This window comes from Stenotrophomonas pictorum JCM 9942 (assembly GCF_001431585.1).
GTDB classification, from domain to species: Bacteria; Pseudomonadota; Gammaproteobacteria; order Xanthomonadales; family Xanthomonadaceae; genus Stenotrophomonas; species Stenotrophomonas pictorum.
Genome location: NZ_LLXS01000004.1, coordinates 106,324 through 127,794 on the forward strand (window position 1 = coordinate 106,324; position 21,471 = coordinate 127,794).

General features: G+C 68.8%; 16 protein-coding genes. 6 read left to right on the forward strand and 10 right to left on the reverse strand.

Going from position 1 to position 21,471, the window contains the following annotated elements; all coding sequences use genetic code 11:
- Positions 1 to 101: 101 nt before the first annotated feature.
- Entirely contained in the window at positions 102 to 2,807 is a 2,706-nt protein-coding gene (locus ARC78_RS01120) for a bifunctional acetate--CoA ligase family protein/GNAT family N-acetyltransferase (protein WP_057505546.1), read from the reverse strand.
- 100 nt (positions 2,808 to 2,907) lie between these two features.
- Positions 2,908 to 4,278 (reverse strand): magnesium transporter, encoded by a 1,371-nt coding sequence (gene mgtE / locus ARC78_RS01125; RefSeq protein WP_057505547.1) that lies wholly within the window; start codon positions 4,276 to 4,278, stop codon positions 2,908 to 2,910.
- 323 nt (positions 4,279 to 4,601) lie between these two features.
- On the opposite strand from mgtE, the gene ARC78_RS01130 reads away from it, so the two are divergent.
- Positions 4,602 to 6,413: a monovalent cation:proton antiporter-2 (CPA2) family protein gene (locus ARC78_RS01130; protein WP_057505548.1), complete on the forward strand. Its 1,812-nt coding sequence runs from the start codon at positions 4,602 to 4,604 to the stop codon at positions 6,411 to 6,413.
- A 24-nt stretch (positions 6,414 to 6,437) separates the two neighbouring features.
- Here the strand turns inward: ARC78_RS01130 and ARC78_RS01135 are convergent, their stop codons facing one another.
- Together ARC78_RS01135 and ARC78_RS01140 are read right to left on the reverse strand one after the other, a co-directional pair.
- Complete coding sequence (locus ARC78_RS01135) at positions 6,438 to 9,767, reverse strand: ankyrin repeat domain-containing protein (RefSeq protein WP_057505549.1); 3,330 nt, start codon at positions 9,765 to 9,767, stop codon at positions 6,438 to 6,440.
- Entirely contained in the window at positions 9,760 to 10,035 is a 276-nt protein-coding gene (locus ARC78_RS01140) for a YcgL domain-containing protein (RefSeq protein WP_057505558.1), read from the reverse strand. Before ARC78_RS01140 ends, ARC78_RS01135 begins: the two co-directional genes overlap by 8 nt.
- A gap of 243 nt (positions 10,036 to 10,278) precedes the next feature.
- On the opposite strand from ARC78_RS01140, the gene ARC78_RS01145 reads away from it, so the two are divergent.
- The 5 genes from ARC78_RS01145 to ARC78_RS01165 are packed head-to-tail and all read left to right on the forward strand — an operon-like array spanning position 10,279 to position 16,005.
- Positions 10,279 to 11,478 carry a beta-ketoacyl-[acyl-carrier-protein] synthase family protein gene (locus ARC78_RS01145; protein ID WP_054660556.1) on the forward strand — a complete coding sequence of 400 codons (1,200 nt, stop codon included), beginning with the start codon at positions 10,279 to 10,281 and terminating at the stop codon, positions 11,476 to 11,478.
- A gap of 5 nt (positions 11,479 to 11,483) precedes the next feature.
- Positions 11,484 to 12,272: a beta-ketoacyl synthase chain length factor gene (locus ARC78_RS01150; protein ID WP_057505559.1), complete on the forward strand. Its 789-nt coding sequence runs from the start codon at positions 11,484 to 11,486 to the stop codon at positions 12,270 to 12,272.
- The gene (locus ARC78_RS01155; protein WP_057505550.1) at positions 12,265 to 13,095 is read left to right on the forward strand and encodes a glycosyltransferase family 2 protein; all 831 of its coding nucleotides are present in this window, start codon (positions 12,265 to 12,267) and stop codon (positions 13,093 to 13,095) included. Before ARC78_RS01150 ends, ARC78_RS01155 begins: the two co-directional genes overlap by 8 nt.
- Complete coding sequence (locus ARC78_RS01160) at positions 13,092 to 14,708, forward strand: NAD(P)/FAD-dependent oxidoreductase (protein ID WP_054659384.1); 1,617 nt, start codon at positions 13,092 to 13,094, stop codon at positions 14,706 to 14,708. Before ARC78_RS01155 ends, ARC78_RS01160 begins: the two co-directional genes overlap by 4 nt.
- Positions 14,709 to 14,730: 22 nt before the next feature.
- On the forward strand, positions 14,731 to 16,005 hold the full coding sequence (locus ARC78_RS01165; protein WP_054659386.1) for a cation:proton antiporter: 1,275 nt from the start codon (positions 14,731 to 14,733) through the stop codon (positions 16,003 to 16,005).
- A gap of 70 nt (positions 16,006 to 16,075) precedes the next feature.
- Here the strand turns inward: ARC78_RS01165 and fabG are convergent, their stop codons facing one another.
- Genes fabG through ARC78_RS01195 form a run of 6 tightly spaced genes read right to left on the reverse strand, consistent with a single transcriptional unit; the run spans position 16,076 to position 21,449 of the window.
- The gene (gene fabG, locus ARC78_RS01170; RefSeq protein WP_054659388.1) at positions 16,076 to 16,807 is read right to left on the reverse strand and encodes a 3-oxoacyl-ACP reductase FabG; all 732 of its coding nucleotides are present in this window, start codon (positions 16,805 to 16,807) and stop codon (positions 16,076 to 16,078) included.
- 34 nt (positions 16,808 to 16,841) lie between these two features.
- A complete protein-coding gene (locus ARC78_RS01175) occupies positions 16,842 to 17,276 on the reverse strand; it encodes a hotdog family protein (protein ID WP_054659390.1) in 435 nt (144 codons plus the stop codon).
- A complete protein-coding gene (locus ARC78_RS01180) occupies positions 17,263 to 19,608 on the reverse strand; it encodes an MMPL family transporter (protein WP_057505560.1) in 2,346 nt (781 codons plus the stop codon). The genes ARC78_RS01175 and ARC78_RS01180 overlap by 14 nt, the downstream gene beginning before the upstream one ends.
- Positions 19,599 to 20,261 carry a LolA-related protein gene (locus ARC78_RS01185; RefSeq protein ID WP_057505551.1) on the reverse strand — a complete coding sequence of 221 codons (663 nt, stop codon included), beginning with the start codon at positions 20,259 to 20,261 and terminating at the stop codon, positions 19,599 to 19,601. The genes ARC78_RS01180 and ARC78_RS01185 overlap by 10 nt, the downstream gene beginning before the upstream one ends.
- On the reverse strand, positions 20,164 to 21,153 hold the full coding sequence (locus tag ARC78_RS01190; RefSeq protein WP_054659921.1) for a lysophospholipid acyltransferase family protein: 990 nt from the start codon (positions 21,151 to 21,153) through the stop codon (positions 20,164 to 20,166). The genes ARC78_RS01185 and ARC78_RS01190 overlap by 98 nt, the downstream gene beginning before the upstream one ends.
- Positions 21,150 to 21,449 carry an ApeI family dehydratase gene (locus ARC78_RS01195; protein ID WP_054659919.1) on the reverse strand — a complete coding sequence of 100 codons (300 nt, stop codon included), beginning with the start codon at positions 21,447 to 21,449 and terminating at the stop codon, positions 21,150 to 21,152. The genes ARC78_RS01190 and ARC78_RS01195 overlap by 4 nt, the downstream gene beginning before the upstream one ends.
- Positions 21,450 to 21,471 lie beyond the last annotated feature (22 nt).

A 21,471-nucleotide genomic window follows, 5' to 3' on the forward strand; every position in this document is an offset into this window, starting at 1 on the left:
CGGCGCCGGGTTGCAGACATCCTGCTGGCTGGAACACAGGCGCAAAACCGCGGCGGCTGTCGAAGAAACTCGCCACGCACCGCCAATGAACCCGACCCTGCCTAGGCGCCGGCAGGATGGACCGGCAAGGTGACAGTCATGATGGTCGCGTCATCGGGATCGGCTTTCACCTTGAAACCCAGGCTCTGGCACATCGCCAGCATGGTGGTGTTCTCGCGCAGCACCTGGCCTTCGACGATGTTCAGGCCCTGCCACCGGGCGTACTCGATCATGATCTGCATCAGCTTCCAGCCGATGCCATGGCCCTTCAGGTCCGAGCGGATCAGGATGCCGTACTCGCCGCGGTTGTAATCGGCATCGGCATGCAGGCGCACCGCGCCGAGCATCTCGCCATTCTTCGGGTCGATCGCCACCAGCGCGATGGAGCGTGCGTAATCGAGCTGGGTGAGGCGTGCGATGAATTCATGGCTGAAGTGTTTGACCGACTGGAAAAAGCGCAGCCGCAGATCATCATCGGTGACACGCGCGAAGAACGCGCGGAACAACGCGTCATCTTCCGGGCGCACCGGCCGCACGAACGCCTTGCCGCCATCGGACAGCTCGATGCTGCGCTCCCACTCGGTGGGATACGGGAAGATCGCAAACCGTGGATGGCCGCGGCCCTTGTGCAGACGTTTGACCGGGGCGATGGCGATGCGTGCATCCACGGCGATCACGCCGGTGCGATCGGCCAGCAACGGATTCAGATCCAGCGTGCGGATCTCGGGGATGTCGGCCGCCAGCTGCGCCAGCTTGACCAGCACCAGCGCCACCGCCCGCTCGTCGGCAGCCGGCACATCGCCATAGGCCTTGAGGATGCGCGATACCCGGGTGCGTCCGATCACTTCGTGGGCCAGGCGCAGATCCAGCGGCGGCAGCGCCAGGGTCTTGTCGTCGATCACTTCCACCGCGGTGCCGCCGCGACCAAACACCAGCACCGGGCCGAACACCGGGTCATCGGCGATGCCGGCGATCAGCTCGCGTGCCTTGGGCCGCAGCAGGCAGGGTTGCACCAGCACCCCTTCGATGCGCGCCTGCGGGCGCTGTTCACGCGCGCGTTGCAGGATCGAGGTCGCCGCCGTCTGCACCGCCTGCAGCGTGCCCAGGTTCAGGCGCACCCCGTCGACCTGGGATTTGTGCGGGATGTCGGGCGAGAGGATCTTCACCGCCACGGTCTGGCCCTGCTCCAGCAGCGGCTGCGCCACCTCCATCGCCTCGTGCGGATCGCGCGCGACCATCACTTCCAGCGACGGGATGCCATAGGCCTGCAGCAGCGCATGCGTGGCCACCGGATCCAGCCATTGCTGGCCGTTGGCCAGGGCCGCCTCCACCAGCGTGCGGGCCGCCGCAACATCGACCACGAAATCGGCCGGCAGGCTGGGCGGGGTTTCCATCAACGCCGCCTGCGCCTCGCGGTAACGCACCAGATGCTGGAAGCCGCGCACCGCTTCGGCCTCGGTCGGATAGGTCGGCACGCGTGCGGTGTTGAGGGTGGCAGTGGCGCGGTCGTCATTGCCCAGCCATACCGCGAATACCGGCTTGTCGCGCAATTGCCGCGAGCGCAGGCCCAGGGTGCTGGTCAGCGCCTGCGCGGCATCGGCCGAGGAGGTGAACGCGGTGGGGACGTTGATCACCAGCACCGCATCATTGGCCTCATCGGACAGCAGCGCCTCGATCGCCGCGGCATAACGCCCGCCATCGGCATCGACCACGATGTCGACCGGGTTGTCGCGTGACCAGCCCTGCGGCAGCGCCTTGTCCAGCTGCGCGATGGTGGCTGCTGACAGCTCGGCCAGCGATCCGCCCAGCGCCTGCAGCTGGTCCACCGCCAGCCGGCCCACGCCACCGCCGTTGCTGAGGATTGCCAGCCGGCGCCCGGGGAAGGTGCCCAGCCGGCCCAGCGTCTCGGCCGCGGTGAACAGCTCGTCCAGCGCGTTGACCCGCAGCAGCCCGGCACGGTTGAAGGCGGCGCCGTACACCGCATCGGAGGCGGCCAGCGCCTGCGAATGGGTGCTGACCGTCTGTCCATTGGGCCGCGACTGGCGACCGGACTTGACCACCACTACCGGCTTGGCGCGCGCGGCGGCACGCGCGGCCGACATGAACTTGCGCGCATCGCTGATCTGGTCGACGTACAGCAGGATGGCGCGGGTGCGGTAGTCGGCGGCGAAGTAGTCGAGCAGGTCGCCGAAATCCACATCCAGCGCATCGCCCAGCGAGACCACCGCCGAGAACCCCACCGATCGCGCCACGCCCCACTCCACCAGCGCGGCGGCAATCGCGCTGGATTCGGAAATCAGTGCCAGATCGCCGGCCTGCGGCGTGTGCGCGGCGATGGAGGCGTTGAGCCGCGCATGCGGTGCGATCACGCCCAGGCAATGCGGCCCCAGCACACGCATGCCACGCGGCCGCGCGGCGGCCTCGACCTGCGCGGCCAGCGAGCCGGGGCCGTTGCCCAGCCCGGAGGTGAGGATGATCGCGGCGGCCACGCCCAGCTCGGCGGCCTGGCTGACCACCTGCGGCAGGATCGCGGCCGGCACCGTGAGCACCACCAGGTCCGGGATCCACGGCAGATCCTTGAGCCGTTTGACCGTGCGCATGCCATCGATCTCGGCATAGCGCGGACTGACCCAGCCGATCTGCCCGGCGAAGCCGCCGGCGCGCAGGTTGCGGATCACCGCGCGCCCGGCCGAGCGCTCGCGCGGGCTGCCCCCCACAACAGCCACCGAACGGGGACGGAACACGGTCTGCAGGTGGTAGGTACTCATCGCAGCGCCAACAACGGAAACCGGCCCCAAGGTACACGCCCACGCGTGCAAGTGGCATGCGTGCGATCAAATCCGCACGCATCCGCCGGCATCTTCCCGGTTACAGCAGGGTGCCGCGCAGGATCAGCGCCGCGATGCTGAAGTAGATGACCAGCCCGGTCACATCCACCAGCGTGGCCACGAACGGCGCCGAGGCACTGGCCGGATCGAAGCCCAGCCGCTTGAGCGCGAAGGGCAGCATCGAGCCCGACAGCGAGCCGAAGGTGACGATGCCCACCAGCGCCGCGCCGATGGTCAGTGCCAGCAATCCCCAGTGCTCGCCGTAGTCGTGCAGCCCGCCGAGCTGCCACACGCTGATGCGGATGATCGCCAGCACGCCCAGGATGCCGCCCAGCACGATGCCGGTGGGCAACTCGCGCAGCGCCACCTTCCACCAGTCGCGCAGACGCAGCTCGCGCAGTGCCAGCGAACGGATCAGCAGCGAGGTCGCCTGCGAGCCGGAGTTGCCGCCGGAGCTCATGATCAGCGGGATGAACAAGGTAAGCACTACCGCGCGCGCCAACTCCTGCTCGTAGTGCTGCATCGCGCTGGCGGTGAGCATCTCGCCCAGGAACAGCACGCTCAGCCAGCCGGCGCGCTTGCGCAGCATCTCGAAAAAACCGATCTGCATGTACGGCCTGTCCAGCGCCTCGACGCCGCCGAACTTGTGTACGTCCTCGGTGGATTCATCGATCAGCGCATCGAGGATGTCATCGACGGTGACGATGCCCAGCATCCGCCGCTGCGCATCCACCACCGGAATCGCCAGCAGGTCATGGCGGCGGATCAGACGCGCCACTTCCTCCTGGTCCAGCAGCGGATCGACGGTGACCGGCGGATTGAGCTGGGCCACACTGAGAATCGAAGCGTCCGGCGCGCCGGTGATCAGCCGGCGCAGGGTCACCACCTGCTGCAGCTGGCCGCTGGACGGATCCAGCACATAGATCGCATAGACGGTCTCGCGCGAGCGCTCCACCTCGCGGATGTGTTGCAGGGTCTGGGCCACGCTCCAGTCGGCCGGCACGCCGACAAATTCGGTGGTCATCAGGGCGCCGGCGGTGTCGGGCGGGTAGCCCAGCAGCAGCTGGATGGAGTGGCGCGCTTCCGGCGCCAGCAACGGGATCAGCCGCGCGCGGTGGCTGTCATCGAGCTCATGGACGATATCGGTGGCACGGTCGTCGGCCATCAGCCCCAGCAGCGCCGCCGCGCGCGGGGGCGGCAGCGCGGCGACCAGCTGCCCGGCGCGCTGCAGCTCCGGCGCCTCGAGCAGTTTGACCGCACGCGGCAGCGGCACCGCGGCCAGCGTATCGGCGGCCCGCGGCAACGGCAGCGTGTTGAGGAACTCGACCGCGTCGGCGGTGTTGAAATCGGCAAGCGGGACGTTGGCGGCGACGGTGTCCGCCGCCCCGCGCAGGAGCTGCTTCTGGTTCATGTTGATTCGCCTGTCTACGTTGCGACCGCAACGCCAGTACCGGCGAACCCGCCCCTGTCAGGCGGCCACCGTCACTGGCGTCGAACAAGGTCGACTTCTACTGTCGCTGGACATGGGAGGGACTCCGGGAAGATGCTGCGCGGGCTGGCCGGCAACGCGACGAGTCTGGCCACCGCAGCCGGCGGGGTCAACCGCGCGCGGTGAGGTGAAGGGCGGATCGGCCTGCACGCTGCACCTGCGTTGACGGTGCAACCCGCATAATGGCGGCCGGCCGGGCGATGCCAGTGCGGTCTGGCGGTTCTACCCAGAGGAGCACGCGTTACATGCATGGCGGCGGTTTCGAACTGGCTCTGGTGCTGCTGCTGGCCGCGGTGATCGCCGTGCCGGTGTTCAAGCGCTTCGGCCTGGGTGCCGTGCTGGGCTACCTGGCTGCGGGCGTGGTGCTGGGCCCGCATGTGCTGGGCTTCGTGCAGGATGCCGACCGCGTCCTCAATGCCGCCGAGACCGGTGTGGTGATGCTGCTGTTCGTGATCGGGCTGGAGCTCTCGCCGGCACGGCTGATGGTGATGCGGCGGCCGGTATTCGGCGGCGGCACGGTGCAGGTGCTGCTCAGTGCCGCGGTGCTCGGCGGGCTGCTGCTGATGTACCACTTCCACTGGAAAACCGCGCTGGTCATCGGCACCGCGCTGGCGTTGTCCTCCACCGCGGTGGGCCTGCAGCTGCTGTCCGAACACAAGGCGCTGAACAGCGACTATGGCCGTTTCGGTTTCGCCATCCTGCTGTTCCAGGACCTGGTCGCCATTCCGTTGCTGGCAGCCATTCCGCTGCTGGGCGGGGTCAAGAACGAAACCCTGACCTGGCAGGATGCGGCCATCGCCCTGGGCGCGCTGGGGCTGGTCATCGTGCTGGGGCGGCCGCTGCTGCGGCGGATCTTCCTGATCGTGGCACGCACCCGCATGCCCGAGGTGTTCACCGCCACCGCGCTGCTGGTGGTGCTGGGCACCGCCTGGCTCATGGCCGGGGCCGGGCTCAGTGCCGGGCTGGGCGCGTTCGTGGCCGGGGTGCTGCTGGCCGACTCCGAATTCCGGCACGAGATCGAATCGCAGATCGAGCCGTTCAAGGGCCTGTTGCTGGGCCTGTTCTTCATCGCCGTGGGCATGGGCATCGACCTGGAGCGGGTCGCCGCCGAACCGGAAGTGATCGGCATCGGCGTGGCGATCCTGCTGCTGGTGAAGTTCTCGATCCTGCTCGGGCTCGGCCTGGCCACGGGCATGTCGCTGCGCAGCGCGTTGATGCTGGGCAGCGTGCTGTGGCTGGGCGGCGAATTCGCCTTTGTGGTGTTCAACGAGGCCGAGCGCGCGCACCTGCTCGGCCGCATCAACCATGACCGGCTGGTGGCCATCGTCAGCGTATCAATGGCGATCACCCCGCTGCTGTTGCTGGCGCTGCAGCGGCTGCTGCAGCTCAAGCCGCCGACCCGCGCGCCGGAGCATGCGCCGGACGAGACGCTCAAGGATGCCGGCGCGCAGCGGCCGCAGGTGCTGATCGCCGGCATGGGCCGGTTCGGCCAGATCGTCGGCCGCGTGCTGACCGCCCAGCGCATTCCGTTCGTCGCGCTGGAATCGGACCCGGAAACGGTCGAGGACCTGCGCCGCTTCGGCAACAAGCTCTATTACGGCGACCCGACCCGCCCGGATCTGCTGCGGGCGGCCGGTGCCGAGCACATCCGCGTGTTCGTGATGGCCATGGACAACCCGGAAACCAATCTGCGCGCGGTACGGCTGGTACGGCGCCTGTATCCACACGCCACCGTGCTGGCACGCGCGCGCAACCGCCAGCACGCATGGAAGCTGCTGGACATGTCGGCCGAACCGTTCCGCGAAGTGCTCGGCTCCAGCCTGGAAGCCAGCGAGCGGGTGCTGACCGCGCTGGGCATCGCCACGGCGGTGGCGCAGGACCATGTGCAGCGTTTCCGCGAGCACGATGCGCAGCTGCTCCGGGCCCAGCACCTGGTCTATGACGACGAGGCGGCGGTGATGCAGACCTCGCGCGACGCGCGCGCGGACCTGATGCAGCTGTTTGAAGCCGATGCCGGCGACGCCGCGGCGGCCGCGCCGCCCGATACCCGCCCCTAGCCCACGACGCCGGCGGGTGACCGGTCAGCGGTGGTCGCGCAGGAACCGGGCCATCGATGATACGCCCGGCACCGCCGGTTCGAATTCGCCGGCCACGTCGATGAAGCCGCGCATGATGGCAATGTCGCGCGGAGTCCGGTTCAACGCGTCGCGCAGGTCCGGATCGGCGCCGGCCCGCAGCAGGCGCTGCACCAGCAGCGGCAAGCCGTGCAGCGCGGCCAGATGCAGCGGGCCGAAGCCACGCGGATCGCGCACTTCCAGCGACACGTCCTCGTCGAGCAGGCGCTCGACCGCGGCCAATATCACCTGTTCGTCACAGACGGTACCCGGTTCGGCACGCGCCCCCAGCAGCAGCAGCAACGGCGTCACCGTCCCGGCCGAGGCCTGGTCCGGTTCGGCACCGGCCAGCAGCAGCGTATCGAGCAGGGTCAGCAGGCGGGTGCGGTCGCGTGCGGTGAAGCCGTACAGCGTGGCGCAGTGCAGCGGCGCCAGCTGCTGGTCGTCGCCGGCATGCACGTCGGCCCCGGCAGTGAGCAGGCGCGCGACGATATCCGGCAGGCCCAGCGCGGCGGCCAGCATCAGCACGGTGACGCCGCCCGGCAGGCGGTGTTCGAGCTGGGCACCGGCATCGAGCAGCGCGGTGACGATTGCCGTCTGCCGCATGCTGACGGCCGCCGACAACGGCGTGGCACCGCTGGCCGCGGCGTGTTGCGGATCGGCACCGCGTGCGAGCAGCAGATCCACCACCACCGCATGGCCGCCGCCCGCCGCCCGCAGCAGGCCGGTGCAGCCCTGCGCATCGACCGCATCCACCGCAAAACCCAGATCGATCAGGCGACGCACCGCATCGGCGTCACCGGCCATCGCCGCGGCCGGCACATCGGCCTCGCGCAGCGGGCGCAACGGCAGCGACCAGCCACGCCAGTCCAGCCAGTCGGCCAGATCGCGGCGCCCGCTCGACAGCGCCACACCCAGCGGCGTCTGCCCGTCGGCGGCGCGTGCCTCGGGCGAAGCGCCCTGCAGCACCAGCAGTTTCAGCGAGGACTCGCGGCCCAGTGCGGTGGCCAGATGCAGCGCGGTCATGCCGTGGCTGTCACGCGCCTCGCGATCCACGCCCATGGCCAGCAGGCTCTGCTGCAGTTTCAGCCAGCCCAGACGCACCGCCAGTGACAGCGCCGGATCCCCGGCCGGGGCCGCGCCGAACGGATCGGCACCGCGTTCCAGCAGCTCCAGCGCGAACTGTTCGATACCGCGCGCGGCATGATCGTGCTGCACGCAGGCCGCGAGCAGCCGTGCCAGACCGCCACGTCCGGCCGGCGAGACGCCGTGCTGCAGCAGCACCTGCAAGGTCGGCAGCGCATCGGCACCACGCGCCAGCAAGGCGAACATCGGGGTGTCGCCACAGGCATCGAGCACCTCCGGCGCCGCGCCCTGGCCCAGCAGCCAGTCGACCACGCGCGGCTGCAAGGCCAGCTGCGGATCATGCAGCAGGCCGCCCAGCTCCTCGGCCGAACACAGCCGGGCCAGCGCCGGCATGCCATCGAAATTGGCGAACACCAGCGCTTCGCGCAACAGCACCAGCGGCGCGCGATCGGGCAGTGCCGCCAGCGTCTGGCTGTCGCCAGCGGCCTCACCCGTGCCGGCATCGCTGACAGCCGCCGGCAGCGGATAGGCCGGATCCAGCAGCGAGACGATCGACCAGCGACCGGCGGCGGCGGCGTGGTCGACGGCGCGGCGGCCATCGGCGCCGACGCTGTCGGCCGGAATCCCCAGCTCCAGCAGGCGCTGGATCAACGCCACCGAGACATGTTCGGCACGGCTGGCCAGCAGCACGGCATTGCTGCCCTCGCCATCGACCGCGATCACATCCGGCTTGTATGCGAGCAGGCGCTCCAGCACACCGGCATGGCCGTGCGCGGCCGCATCCAGCCAGGGCGTGCGCCCCAGTGCATCGCGTGGCTCGACGTTGGCCCCGGCACTGAGCAGGGTTTCAACAATATCCACGTGGCCGGCCGCCGCGGCCTCATGCAGTGCGCTGCGCCGCTGCCGGTCGCGCGCGTCCAGCCGCGCCTTGTGCTTGAGCAGCAGCTGCACACCGGCCGGGTCATCCTCGTCGGTCGCCGCGGCCGCGATCAGCACCGGAATGCCGTCCTCCGGCTCGGGTCGGGCGCCACGTTCCAGCAGGAACCTGGCCAGCCGCCAGTTGCCGGCCTGGCAGGCCAGTGCCAGTGGACTGTGACCGTCGTTGTTGAGCGCATCGATCTCGGCGGCGGCGTCGCGCAGCAGCGCGGCCACGCCCGGATCGGAACTGCGCGCGGCATGATGCAAGGGCGTGTTGCCGTCGGCATCGGTCGCGCGCGGGTCGGCGCCGTTGGCCAGCAACGTCATCACCGCCTCAGGCCGGCCGTGCCAGCTGTCGCGGGTGGCCGCCAGCAACGGCGTCATGCCGCGATGGGACTGGTTCAGATTGACGCCACGACTGATCAGCGCCCGCAGTACACGCAGATCCGGCAACACCGCGGCCAGTACCGCCAGGCTGCGCTGGTCACGCGCCGCCGTCGGCGGCGGTGCATGCGGATCGGCTCCGGCCTCCAGCAGCTGCAACGCGCGATCCACGCGGCCGCCACGCACCGCCTCGTACAGCTGCGGCACCAGTTCATGCTGCGCCAGCGGTTCCAGCGGCACCGGCGTGATGGCCGCCTCGGCAAAGGGATCGAAGGTTTCCACCGCCGGGGCGGGAGCGGAAACGGCCGGCGCGGCCGGCATGCGCTGCAGCAGCGCGTGCAGCAGTGGCGCGGCCAGCGCGGTAGCCAGCGCCAGCGGCCAGCGCAGGCCCTCCGGCAGCAGCCCCGGCCAGGCCGGCAGCACGACCGAAGCGCACAACAGCAACAACAGCAGCGCTGCACCCAGCCCCTGCCAGGAAGTGAGGCCACGCCCGGCCAGCGCCTGCCATTGCATCGGCAAACGGCTGTCCTCACGCTCCATTGCATGCCACAACGGCCACGTCCGCCATAGTCCCAGCACCGCTACGCTCACCGCCACGCCCAGCGCCAGCACCGCCGCCAGACTGCCGCTGTCATGCAGCGCCGCCAGCGGCCAGGCCACCAGCAGCGCCACCACCGCGGTGCCCACCAGCCACAGTCCGGCCAGTTCCGGCAGCGCATGTTTGAGCAGCGCACCTGCCGGGGCCTGCGCGCGGGTACCGCGTCCCCATGACACCGCCAGCGCGAACGCCGGCTGCGCGAGCACACCGCACAGCGCCGCCACCACGCCGCCGAACGCCGTGGCCAGGCTCAACACCAGACCCGTCGCCAGTGCGGCGGCAATCGCACGGGTGCGCGTGTGATCAGTCATCGCGACCGTCGATGCGGGCGATTTTTACCGGCGCCAGCGGTTGCGGCGGCAGCTGCAGATGGAATCCGCGCTCGACCAGATTCGCGCGCACGAGCGCGGCGTCGGCCTGGGCCAGGCGACGCTCGGGAGTCAGGGCCACCTCCATCACAAAGGTGTACGGTGCAAGCGTGGCACCCAGTGTGGCCGGGATCACATCGAAATCATCACGCTTGGCAAGATAGACGTAGGTGTCCTGCTTGCGTTGGCTTTTATAGACGTAGGCTTGCATGCCCATGGGGCGTTGCCCTGGGATTGAGTGGCCATGATTGTGGAGGAAATGCCGCAGCGGCGAAAGGCGCGCCCTGTGCGCGTGCCACGGTTTCAGCCGTGCGCACTGCGGTTGTTCATCAAAATCCCACGCTGCGCCGGAAGGTGACAGCGTCACCTTCCATTTCCGCCCACAGCCCCGCCTATATACTCGCGCCATCGACCGCTCCTGGAATACCGCGTGACCGCAGCATCGCCGCCCCGCATGACGCCTGTCTCCATTCGCGCCTTTACCGCCACCACTGCACTGGGTGCCGGACTGGCCGCGCAGCGGCACGCTCTGCGCGATCGGCGCAGTGGTTTGCGCCGCAACGACTTCGGCCCCGATCCGCTGGAATGCTGGATCGGCCGCGTCGACGGACTGGAAAGCGCCGCGGTTCCCGAGGCGCTTTCCGCCTACGATTGCCGCAACAACCGCCTGGCCTGGCTGGCGCTGCAGCAGGACGGTCTGCCGCAGCAACTGGCCGCGGCCATTGCCCGCCATGGCGCGCACCGCATCGCAATCGTGATCGGCACCTCGACCTCAAGCATTGGCGCCACCGAAGAGGCCTACACGCGGCTCGAGCCCGATGCCGAGGGCGTCCCTCAGTTTCCGGCCGATCTGCAACGGGCGCGTATCCATTCACCCCATTCGCTCGGCGAGTTCGTGCAGCAGGCCACCGGCCTGCGGGGCCCCTGCGTCACCGTGGCCACGGCCTGCTCTTCCAGCGCCAAGGTGTTTGCCCAGGCCGCCCGCTGGATTTCCGCCGGCATTGTCGATGCCGCGCTGGTGGGTGGCGTGGATACGTTGTGCGGCAGCGTGCTGTTCGGCTTCAACGCACTGCAGCTGGTCTCGCCCACCCCGTGCCAACCCTTCGATGCACGCCGCAGCGGCCTGTCGCTGGGCGAGGCCGGTGGCTTTGCACTGCTGGAACGTCTCGATCCCAATGACGGCGCTGCGCTGCGCCTGTGCGGCTATGGCGAGTCCAGCGACGCCCACCATATGTCCGCGCCACATCCGCAAGGGCTGGGCGCGCGGCTGGCCATGGCCGATGCCCTGCACCGCGCCGGTATCGACGCCAGCGAGGTGGGCTACCTCAACCTGCATGGCACCTCGACCCCGGCCAATGACAGTATCGAAGCACGCGCGGTGGATGCGCTGTTTCCGCCGACACTGCATGCCGGTTCAACCAAGGGCTGGACCGGACATACGCTGGGCGCGGCAGGCATTGTGGAATCGGCCATCGCACTGCTGGCCCTGTCGGACGGCCTGCTGCCGGGCACCCTCAACAGCGAGGTCCGCGATGACGCCTGCGGTGAGCAGATCCATTTTGAAAATGCACAGCGATCCATCCGTTACGCGATGAACAATTCATTCGGTTTTGGCGGCAACAACTGCTCGCTCGTGTTCGGCAGGGCGGACTGATGGCGATGCTTGAAGCAACCCTGGAAGGTGTGGGTTTCTGGTGCACCGGCCTGCCCTCGTGGCAAGCGGCGTGTGATCACGTGCGCACAGGGGCGATCCCGGAAGGCGCACCCGCGCGGCCGTCGGCGCAGCTGCTGGCCGCCAATGAACGCCGGCGGGCGCCGGAGACGGTGGCCGTGGCACTGGACGTGGCACTGGCGGCCTGCACTACCGCCAGCCGCGATCCGGCCAGTCTGCCGTCGGTGTTCACCTCAACCCACGGCGACCTGGCCATCACCGATTACATGTGCGCGGCGCTGACCCAGGACCCGCGCGCGCTGTCACCGACCCGCTTCCACAACTCGGTGCACAACGCGGCGGCCGGTTACTGGACCATCGGTGCCGGCGCATTGCCGCCGGCCACCGCGCTGAGCGCCCACGAGGCCAGCTTCGCGCAGGGCCTGCTGGAAGCGCTGGCGCAACTGGCCAGCGGTAGCGAGGCGGTGCTGCTGGTGGGCTACGACAGCCAGTCCACCGGTCCGTTGGGCCAGGTCTCGCCCAGTCGCGGCCTGCTCGGCGGGGCGCTGGTGCTGTCCCGGACACCCGCCCCCGGGCAGCCGAGGCTGCAGGTCGCCTTGGGCGACGCAGCCAACGCATCGGCGCCAGATGCCGACGGGCCGTTGTCACGCTGGATGCGCGGCAATGCGATGCAGCCGATGCTGCCGTTTTTTGAAGCGCTGGCGCTGGAACGGACCCAGGTGCAGCTGGCGGCCGGTAACGGGCAGTGGTTGAGCATAGGGATCGCTTATGACTGATAGGGCTCCTCTCACCGCCGACGAGGTCGCCGTCCTGATCCCGGCGTTGAACGAATCGCTGCGGATCCGCGAAGTGGTGTCGGGCGCGCTGGCGCACCATCGCCATGTGATCGTGGTCGACGACGGCTCCGACGACGACACCGCCGGATGCATCGCCGACCTGCCGGTGATCCTGCTGCGGCACAGCCGGCGCATGGGCAAGGGCCATGCGCTGCGCAGCGGGTTTGCCGAGGCGCGCGCCCGCGGCCTGCGCGGGGTGCTGACCATGGACGGTGACGGCCAGCATGCCGCCAGCGACCTGTCGCGCCTGCTCGACAGCGCCAACCGCCACCCCGGCTGCATCATCATCGGCGCGCGCCTGCGCAAGCGGGCGCTGCAACCCATCCACCGGCGGCTGGCCAATGAGTTCGGCGACTGGGGCATCGCCTGGGGCACCGGCTACCAGGTCGCCGACAGCCAGAGCGGGCAGCGTTTCTATCCCGAGCAGGTACTCGCGCTGCAGGATATTCCCGGCGAAGGCTTCGTGTTTGAGGCACAGGTGGTGATTTCAGCCGCACGCCAGCTGGGCACGCGTTGCGTGTCGGTACCGATCGAGTCGCGCTACCAGAGCGCGAACAGCAGCGAACAGTTCCGCCGCAGCCACTTCCGCCCGCTCAGCGACCTGTACCGCATCACCAGCCACATCGTGCTGCAGGCCTTGCGTTACGGCCACATCCGCGCGGTGTACCGCGCCATCCAGGCCAATCCGCCGCTGATCGATGACCCCAGCGGCGAGTTCGGCCCTCCTGTTGCCGTGTCCAGCCCCCACCGGGAGCACGTATGAATTCTGCCGCCACTGATGTCCTGATCATGGGTGGCGGCCTGGCCGGCCTCAGCCTCGCCATCCAGCTCAAACAACGCGATCCGTCACTGGCGGTGACGGTCATCGAACGCCGCGCCCATCCGGTGCGGGAAGCGGCCTTCAAGGTCGGCGAATCGACGGTGGAAATCGGCGCGCACTATTTCGCCAACGTGCTCGGTTTCAAGGACCACCTGGAAAACCGGCATATCCGCAAGTTCGGGTTCCGCTTCTTCTTCTCCGAAGGCCAGCACGATATGGCCGCCTGCACCGAACTGGGCGTCAGCCGCTTGCTGCCAACGCCCTCGTGGCAGCTTGATCGTGGCCGCTTCGAGAACTTCCTCGGCGAACAGGCTGTCGCGCTCGGGGTGCGGTTCCTGGATGAGGCGGTGGTACGCGGCATCGAGCTGGGTGAGGGCGCGGATTCCCACCAGGTCCGCTACGAACGCCAGCAGCAGACCACGACACTGCACGCGCGCTGGCTGGTCGATGCCAGCGGCCGCGCCGGGCTGCTCAAGCGCAAGCTGGATCTGGCGCAGGCCAACGCACATGAAGCCAATGCGGTGTGGTGGCGGGTCGATGGCCACATCGATCCCAACCAGTGGAGTGATGATCCGCAGTGGCAACAGCGCTGCACACCGCCGGACCGCTGGCGTTCGACCAATCACCTGTGTGGCCCGGGCTACTGGTTCTGGCTGATTCCGCTGTCCTCCGGCGCACATTCACTGGGCATTGTCTGCGATGCCGCGATGCATCCGCTGGAGCGGATGAACACCCATGAGAAAGCCATGGCCTGGCTGCAGCAACACCAGCCGCAGATGGCCGCCACCTTGCAGCAGCCACAGCACACGCTGCAGGATTTCCTGTTCCTGCGCAAATTCTCCTATGGCTGCAAGCAGGTGTTCTCGGCCGACCGCTGGGCGCTGACCGGCGAGGCCGGGCTGTTCCTGGATCCGTTCTATTCGCCCGGCAGCGACTTCATCGCCATCAGCAACGGCTATATCTGCGACCTGATCGAACGCGACCGCAAGCAGCAGACGTGGGCGCCGTATGCGGAGATCTACCAGCAGGTGTACTTCTCTTTTTACGAGAACACCCTGACCCTGTATCAGGACCAGTACCCGCTGTTTGGCGATGCCCAGGTCATGCCGGTCAAGGTGATCTGGGATTACACCTACTACTGGGCATTGCTGGCCCCGCTGTATTTTGCCGACAAGCTCACCGACATCGGGCTGCTGGGACGGATAAGGGACCTGTTCCAGCAGGCCCGGGCCCTCAACCTCGGTATGCAGGCGCTGTTGCGCGACTGGGGCGCGCGCAACCAAGGTCCATTGCGCCCGGATGGCCGCCTGCTCGACCAGCACGGCATCGACTGGTTCTACGCCATGAACCGCGCCCTGCACGAACAGACGCCCGTTGCCGACGAGGTGCTGGTGCAGCAGCTGCACGGCAATGTGCAGCGCATGCGCCAGCTGGCCGGCGAGGTGCTGGAACAGGCGCGCCTGCGTCACCCGCAGATCGACAGCCATGGCCTGGAAACCCTGGTCGCGGCAACGCCGGCCACCGCGCCGTCACTGGCCCCCCACTGGTACGGCTGAACCGGCCTCCGCGAGAAAGCCAATGTCACATACCCCGTTGTTGCTGCAGCTGCTGGTGATCCTGGCGGTCGCTCGCCTGTGCGGTCTGCTGCTGCGTTATCTGGGCCAGCCGCCGGTGATCGGCGAGATGGCCGCCGGCATCGTGCTCGGCCCGATCGTGCTGGGCGCCGCATTTCCGGGCTTCCACGCCACGCTGTTCGCACCGGCCTCGCTGCCCGCGCTGTCGGCGCTGTCGACACTGGGACTGGTGCTTTTCATGTTCATCGTCGGTGCCGAATTGCGCGCGCCCGACGGTGTGCGTGCGCAGCTGCGCAGCGCCGGCTGGGTCGGCATCCTCAGCGTCCTGCTGCCGATGGCGATGGGCATCGGCATCGCGCCGTGGCTGCATCCGACGCTGGCCCCGGCCGGCGTCGGCTTCTGGCCGTTCGCACTGTTCATGTCCGCGGCAATGTCGATCACCGCCTTCCCGATCATGGCACGCATTCTCAAGGAACGCGGCATGACCCATACCCGTATCGGACGGTTGTCGCTGTCGGCGGCCGCCATCGCCGATGTGTTCGCCTGGATGATGCTGGCGCTGGTGGTGGCGCTGATCGGTTCGGGCGAGGGCTACACGGGCTTTCTCAAGACCACCCTGGGCCTGGTACTGCTGTGCGCGCTGGTGTTCGGCGGCCTGCGTCCGCTGTTCGGCGGGCTGCTGCGACGCTACGCGGCCGACGGCGTGCCATCCGGGATGATGATGGCGGCGCTGTTGATCGGCGTGTTCGCCTGCGCCGCCACCACCCAATGGCTGCACCTGCATCCGGTGTTCGGCGCGTTCCTGTTCGGCGCCTGCCTGCCGCGCGACGACCGCCTGCTCAAGAGCCTGATCGAGCGGCTTGAACACGTGGCGGTGATCGTGCTGATGCCGGTGTTCTTCGCACTGGCCGGGCTGGACACCAGTGCCGACGCCTTTGTCGGGGCCGGGCTCGGTGCGCTGGCGCTGATCCTGGCCGCGGCGGTGCTGGGCAAAGTGCTGGGCGGCGCAGCCGGGGCCCGCATCGGCGGCTACCCCTGGCGGGATTCGTTTGCGGTGGGCTCACTGATGAACGCGCGGGCGCTGATGGAGCTGATCGTGATCAAGGTCGGGCTCGATGCCGGCCTGATTGGCCAGGAGCTGTTCACGCTGCTGCTGGTGATGGCAATCGTGACCACACTGATGACCGGGCCGTTGCTGACCCTGTTTGCCGGAAGGCGGCAACCGGCGTCGGGCACGCAAGGGCCTGGCCGCATCACGGAAACCAGCCCGCCCCGGTGAGGCGCGCCGGCCGGGCACTGCCGGGGCCGGAGGCAATCCACGCCGTCCGCCTCCATTACCGCAACGCCACTCAGCCCATGCCGCCGTTGATCCCGATCACCTGGCCGTTGATGTAACCGGCCGCATCGCTGCACAGGAAGGCGACCAGCGCGGCCACTTCCTGCGGCGTACCGGCGCGCGCGGCCGGCACCGTCTGTTTGATCAGCTCGGCGGGAAAGGCGTCGGCGGCCATCTGCCCTTCGATCACCCCGGGGGCGACCACGTTGACGCTGATGCCGCGGCTGGCCATCTCGCGCGCCAGTGACCGGGAGGCACCATGCAGGCCGGCCTTGGCCGCGGCGTAGTTGGTCTGGCCGCGATTGCCCAGCACCGCGGCTACCGAGGACACACTGACGATGCGGCCCCAGCGGGTGCGCGCCATCGGCAGCAGCAGCGGCTGGGTGACATGGAAGAAGCCGTGCAGTGACACCTCGATCACCCGGGTCCACTTGGCCGCGTCCATCCCGGCCATCGGCGCGTCGTCGTGGATGCCGGCGTTGTTGACGATGATCTGCACCGGGCCATCAGCCAGCAGCGCCTCCAGCGCCTGCGCGGTGGCTGCGCCATCGGCGACATCGAAGGCCACCGCCTGGGCACTGCCGCCGCTGGCGAGAATCTCCTGCACCACGGTTTGCGCGCGGGGAAGGTTGGCATTGGCATGCACGATCACATGGTGGCCGTCGGCCGCCAGCTGGCGGCAGATGGCGCCACCGAGGTCACCGCTGCCTCCGGTCACCAGGGCGCGTCGTGGAGTAGAGGTCATGGTCGAATCCGTGATCGGTCGAGAAAAAAGGAAATCATGCCAGCGGCTGCAGCATCACCGCAGCGCGGCCTTCGGCCAGCAGCTGGCCGGCATGCAGGATGCGGAAGCCGTACTGCTGGCTGGCCTCGGCTTCCACCAGCACCTGTGCATGCGCCTGGATCAGGCCGGGCAACTGGTCGATGCGCGACACATGCAGCTGCACATCACGCAGCGCCACCAGCACGCCTGGCGCCGCCCGGCCGCCGTGATCGCGGGCACGCAACCCGCCATGCACCGCCATCGCCTGCGCGCCGTATTCGCACAGATGGATGGCGCCCAGCTGCCCGTTGTGGCGCAGCGGATGTTCCGGGTCACGATGGCTGCCGGCCTGCAGCTGCACGCTGCCGGTATCCCAGTGAAGCACGCGGTCCCACAGGCACATGCCGCCCTGGTGCGGAATCATCGACAGGATCTGCTCACGCGTGACCATCGGCACTCTCCCGCGACGGATGACGCGATACCAGCAGCGCCAGCACGAAGTTGCACACCACTCCCAGAGCGACCGTGCTGCCAATGGCGCGCAACACCGGAATCGAGGACCACGCCAGCAGGCTGAACACCAGCAACGTCATCAGGCTGCAGACCAGCAGGCCATGCAGGGTGCGCAACTGGTCGGCATGGTTGTCGCCGGCATGCTCGAAGAACAGCCCGTAATCCAATCCCAGCCCGGCGGCCAGGATCAAGCCGATCAGGTGGAACAGGTTCAGTTCAACACCGCAGCCGCGCAGCAGCGCCAGCACCAGCAGCGTGCTCAGCGCCATCGGCAACAACACCCGCCATACCCGCCACGGCGAGCGTAACGCCAGCCAGACGGTGGCGGTCAGCAGCACCATCGCCACCGCCAGCGCCAGCAGCACGCGGCCGCGGTAGGCAGCCACCAACGTTTCGGAGGCATGCTTCATGTCCAGCAGCTCGGCGCCGTGGGCACGCGCGGCGCTGGCCACGGCTTCCACGTCGTGCAGCCCGCCCAGCGAGACCAGCGCAGTGGCATGATCCGGGCCCTGCAGCAGCAAGCCCCCCACCGCGGTCGCCAAGGGCGTGCCCTCCAGATCGGCGGGCTGCAACGGCGGCGCGCTGCGGGCCTGCTGCAGATCCCGCACAAACGGCGCGAAGGCATCGGCGCGGAACGGGGTCTCGGTGACCGCGGTATCCAGCGCATGTTGCACGGTGGCGGTGTCGGGCAATTGCGCCTGGCGCCTGCGCTGGGTCGCGGCGCTGGGCAGGTAGCGCGCCGCCATGTCATAGCTGTCCAGCGCGCCTTCGCCCACCAGTTGCTCCAGGGAAGGGCGCAGCTGTTCCGAAGCCGCCAGCACTGCCTGTGCATTTTCGCCACGCAGGGTCAGCACATAGCGCACGTCTGGCGCGCCCAGCTCTTTGCGCAACTCGGCATCGCGCTGCAGATCCTGCGGATCGACCGGGGTCAGCCGCCCCAGATCGTTCTGCCAGAACGCCCCCGGCGCCCACAGCAGCGCGATCACGGCCGCCAGCGCCAGCGCCGCCAGCGACCAGCGCGGCCGCGGCAGCCGCTGCACCTGTCGCCAGATGCGCGCCAGCAGGGTCGAATCGGCGAAGTCGCGGGTGGGCGGATCGACCAGTGCCGGCAGCAGGTAGCGCGTGGCCAGCGCTGCGGTCAGCAACGCGGTGATGGTGAACACCGACAGCTGCTTGAGGCCGTCCACGCCCGAGAACAGGAAGGTGAGGTAGGCAATGCAGGTGGCGATCACACCGGTGCCCAGGGTCGGCCACAGCGCGCGTACGTTGTCCCACGGTGACCGGCCCGGACGCTGGTGGCTGAAGAAGTGGATCGGATAATCCTGCACCACCCCGATCAGGGTGAAGCCGAAAGCAATGGTGATGCCGTGCACCCCGTCAAAGCCCAGCGCCACCGCGCCGAGCCCTGCCAAACCGGCGCTGGCCAGCGGCAGGAAGCCCAGAATCGGCATCTTCCAGCTGCGGTAGGCCAGCCACAGCAGCAGGATCATGCCCAGCGTATCCAGCGTGCCGATGGTGCCCGCTTCGCTGGCGGTGCGATTGCCGATCTTGACCGAAAACGCCCCCGGCCCGCTCAGCTCCAGCCGGCTGCCACTGTCAGCTGAAACCTGCGCGAAGGCGCGTTCGACCGCATCCACCGCCGCTTGCTGACCGCTGGGATCAAACCCGGCGGCATGAGTCTGCACCAGCAGCAACGCCTGGGTACCGGTGCGGTCGAACCACACCTCTTCCAGCCGCTGGGGCGCGTTGGCCGGCTGCAGTGATTCGGCCACCCGCAGGATCTGCAGGGTCGGGTCGGAGGCCAGCAGCGGTTCGATCAGCGCACCGGCCGGCGAGCCCAGATCCTGCAGCCGTGCCTGCAGTTCCTCGCGCAACGTCGCAGTGGAGAACGCATCGTCCGGCAACTCGCCCAGCAGATAGCGGTACGGCAGCAACTGCTGCGCAATCGCCTCCAGACCGGTCTGTTCGCCGTTGGTGACCAGTTCGAACTGCGGATCCTGTGCCAGTTGCGCGCGCAGCGCCTGTGACTGCGAAGCCAGTTCGAGCGGCGCAGCGCCGGACAGCGCGACCAGCAGCAGGCGGGTGCCGGGACCTTCGCCCAGCTCGTCCAGCAGCAGCTTCTGCGCCGGGGTCTGCGCATCGGGCATGAATTTGCGCAGGTCACCACTGAGCTGGACGCGCGCACTGATCCACGCGCTGGCCAATGCAAGCAGCAACAGCCAAGCGATCGCCAGACCGATGCGCTGCTTCGATGACAGGCTCAACGCGATCCACCGTCGTGGCACAACGCCGTCAGGGCGTCGGCATCGCGCACCGCGGCGGCGGCCACCGCAGCACCACCGAGCAGGGTCCGCTGCACATCGCCCTTGGCCGGGCGCGTTTCAATGCAGCGCAGCTCGTTGCCGCGGCCGTGCAAGGTGATGCTGGCCACCCGCCGGGCCAGCGCCTCGCCGCGCGGCGCCAGTCGCAGCTGCCATCGCTGCGGGGTGCCTTGCGGCTCAAGCCGGTAGGCCTGCTCCAGCGCCGCCTGGTCGCCCGACAGCAGCGCGCCGAAGCTGGTCTGCAGGTCGGCCAGTTCCGGCACCCGCTGCAGCGCGAATACCCGCGGCGGCTTGCCGGCACGGGCAATGCTGACCTTGCCCTCGGCAATGGTGGTGGTTTCGGCGTAAGGCGCGCTCACCTCGCGCACCAGCGTGGCGTTGTCGGGGCGCCGGTACTGGCCTTCCACCCGCAACGGCTCCTTCAGCAGCGCCGAACCGCGCAACTCGACAAAGCCGGTCTGGCTGGGCGCCGGCTGGGCCAGTTGCTGGAGGATCCAGCGGGCCTCAAGGGCGCTCGCCGAGGCTGTCAGGGCCGTGCTGGAGATCAGCAGCAGGAGTGCGCGCCGGGTCCACCGGGGCAGGGAACGCGTGGTCATCGGCATGCCAGAAATCATAGAAATTGAACCAGTTGTAAGGGGCACTGCGCAGCCGCGACTCCAGCCGTGCGGCGTAGCGCTGGACCAGCTGTGCCAACGCGCCGGCACGCTCGCGGCGCGGGATCTCGACGACGTCGTCAAACGCCTCGAACACCAGATCGTAACGGTTGCCCCCGCGGTACAGGCCAAATGCCAGTACCACCGGCACCTTCAGCACGGCGGCAATCAGCCACGGCGCGGTGGGAAATGGCGCAGGCGTGCCCAGCAGTGGCGCGGCGACCGACGGCTCGCCCGGCCGCGCGCGATCCACCAGCATCGCCACCAGCGCCCCTTCCTCGAGCGCCTGCTTGATCGCCATCACGATGGAGGGGCCGTCCTGGCCGGCATCGATGATTCCGGCCGCCAGCACCGGATCCAGTTCGGCCAGCACCTCGGTGATCGCCGGGTTGTGCGCCTTGTCCAGCAGCACCCGCAGCTGGATGTCCGGGCGTTGCCGGCCCAGCGCGCGCAACGCGTCGAAACTGCCCAGGTGCGAGCCGAACACCAGTACCCCACGGCCCTGGTCCATCGCCGCGTGCAGCTGCTCCAGACCGACATTGTGGATATCGAACAAACGCATGCGCCCACCGAGCATGAACACCCGGTCCAGGATGGTGGCCGCGAACGTATGGATATGCCGGGCGACTTCGGCCAACGAGGCAGGGCGCCCATGCACCCGCGACAGGAACGCGCGCGAGGCGTTGCGTTCGGCGCCGCGCATCAGCAGGAAATACAGGGTGATCGGATACAGGCAGAGCCGCGAGACGCCGCGCCCGCCATAGCGGGCGATGGCGGCAATCAGCCGGATCGCACCGCGGCCGCCGCCTTCAGGACGGCGCTTCCAGTCGACCTCGCTCATGCCGGGACGTCCGGCGTTGCCATCACCAGCTCACCGCGTACCAGCAGCTGCGCCTCGCGCAGCACCTTGAAGCGCCAGCGCGGCGCGGCGCTTTCCAGTTCTATCGTCGCGACCTGATCCGGCAGCAGCGGCGCCATGAACTTCACCTGCGGCAGGCGCACGGCGGTGACCGGCACGCCGCACTGGCCGCTGATGGCCAGCAACACCTGCTCCAGCACCACCACGCCCGGCACCAGCGGCCGCCCCGGGAAGTGGCCGGGCAGGCAGGGATGGTCGGCGGGAATAGTGAATTGCATGACATCCACCGGAACAAGGACG

What these genes read in the sequence shown, in the direction of transcription:
- ARC78_RS01120 (WP_057505546.1), bottom strand. Translation starts at nt 2,807, where the DNA reads ATGAGTACCTACCACCTGCAGACCGTGTTCCGTCCCCGTTCGGTGGCT.
- mgtE (WP_057505547.1), bottom strand. Translation starts at nt 4,278, where the DNA reads ATGAACCAGAAGCAGCTCCTGCGCGGGGCGGCGGACACCGTCGCCGCC.
- ARC78_RS01130 (WP_057505548.1), top strand. Translation starts at nt 4,602, where the DNA reads ATGCATGGCGGCGGTTTCGAACTGGCTCTGGTGCTGCTGCTGGCCGCG.
- ARC78_RS01135 (WP_057505549.1), bottom strand. Translation starts at nt 9,767, where the DNA reads ATGACTGATCACACGCGCACCCGTGCGATTGCCGCCGCACTGGCGACG.
- ARC78_RS01140 (WP_057505558.1), bottom strand. Translation starts at nt 10,035, where the DNA reads ATGCAAGCCTACGTCTATAAAAGCCAACGCAAGCAGGACACCTACGTC.
- ARC78_RS01145 (WP_054660556.1), top strand. Translation starts at nt 10,279, where the DNA reads ATGACGCCTGTCTCCATTCGCGCCTTTACCGCCACCACTGCACTGGGT.
- ARC78_RS01150 (WP_057505559.1), top strand. Translation starts at nt 11,484, where the DNA reads ATGCTTGAAGCAACCCTGGAAGGTGTGGGTTTCTGGTGCACCGGCCTG.
- ARC78_RS01155 (WP_057505550.1), top strand. Translation starts at nt 12,265, where the DNA reads ATGACTGATAGGGCTCCTCTCACCGCCGACGAGGTCGCCGTCCTGATC.
- ARC78_RS01160 (WP_054659384.1), top strand. Translation starts at nt 13,092, where the DNA reads ATGAATTCTGCCGCCACTGATGTCCTGATCATGGGTGGCGGCCTGGCC.
- ARC78_RS01165 (WP_054659386.1), top strand. Translation starts at nt 14,731, where the DNA reads ATGTCACATACCCCGTTGTTGCTGCAGCTGCTGGTGATCCTGGCGGTC.
- fabG (WP_054659388.1), bottom strand. Translation starts at nt 16,807, where the DNA reads ATGACCTCTACTCCACGACGCGCCCTGGTGACCGGAGGCAGCGGTGAC.
- ARC78_RS01175 (WP_054659390.1), bottom strand. Translation starts at nt 17,276, where the DNA reads ATGGTCACGCGTGAGCAGATCCTGTCGATGATTCCGCACCAGGGCGGC.
- ARC78_RS01185 (WP_057505551.1), bottom strand. Translation starts at nt 20,261, where the DNA reads ATGCCGATGACCACGCGTTCCCTGCCCCGGTGGACCCGGCGCGCACTC.
- ARC78_RS01190 (WP_054659921.1), bottom strand. Translation starts at nt 21,153, where the DNA reads ATGAGCGAGGTCGACTGGAAGCGCCGTCCTGAAGGCGGCGGCCGCGGT.
- ARC78_RS01195 (WP_054659919.1), bottom strand. Translation starts at nt 21,449, where the DNA reads ATGCAATTCACTATTCCCGCCGACCATCCCTGCCTGCCCGGCCACTTC.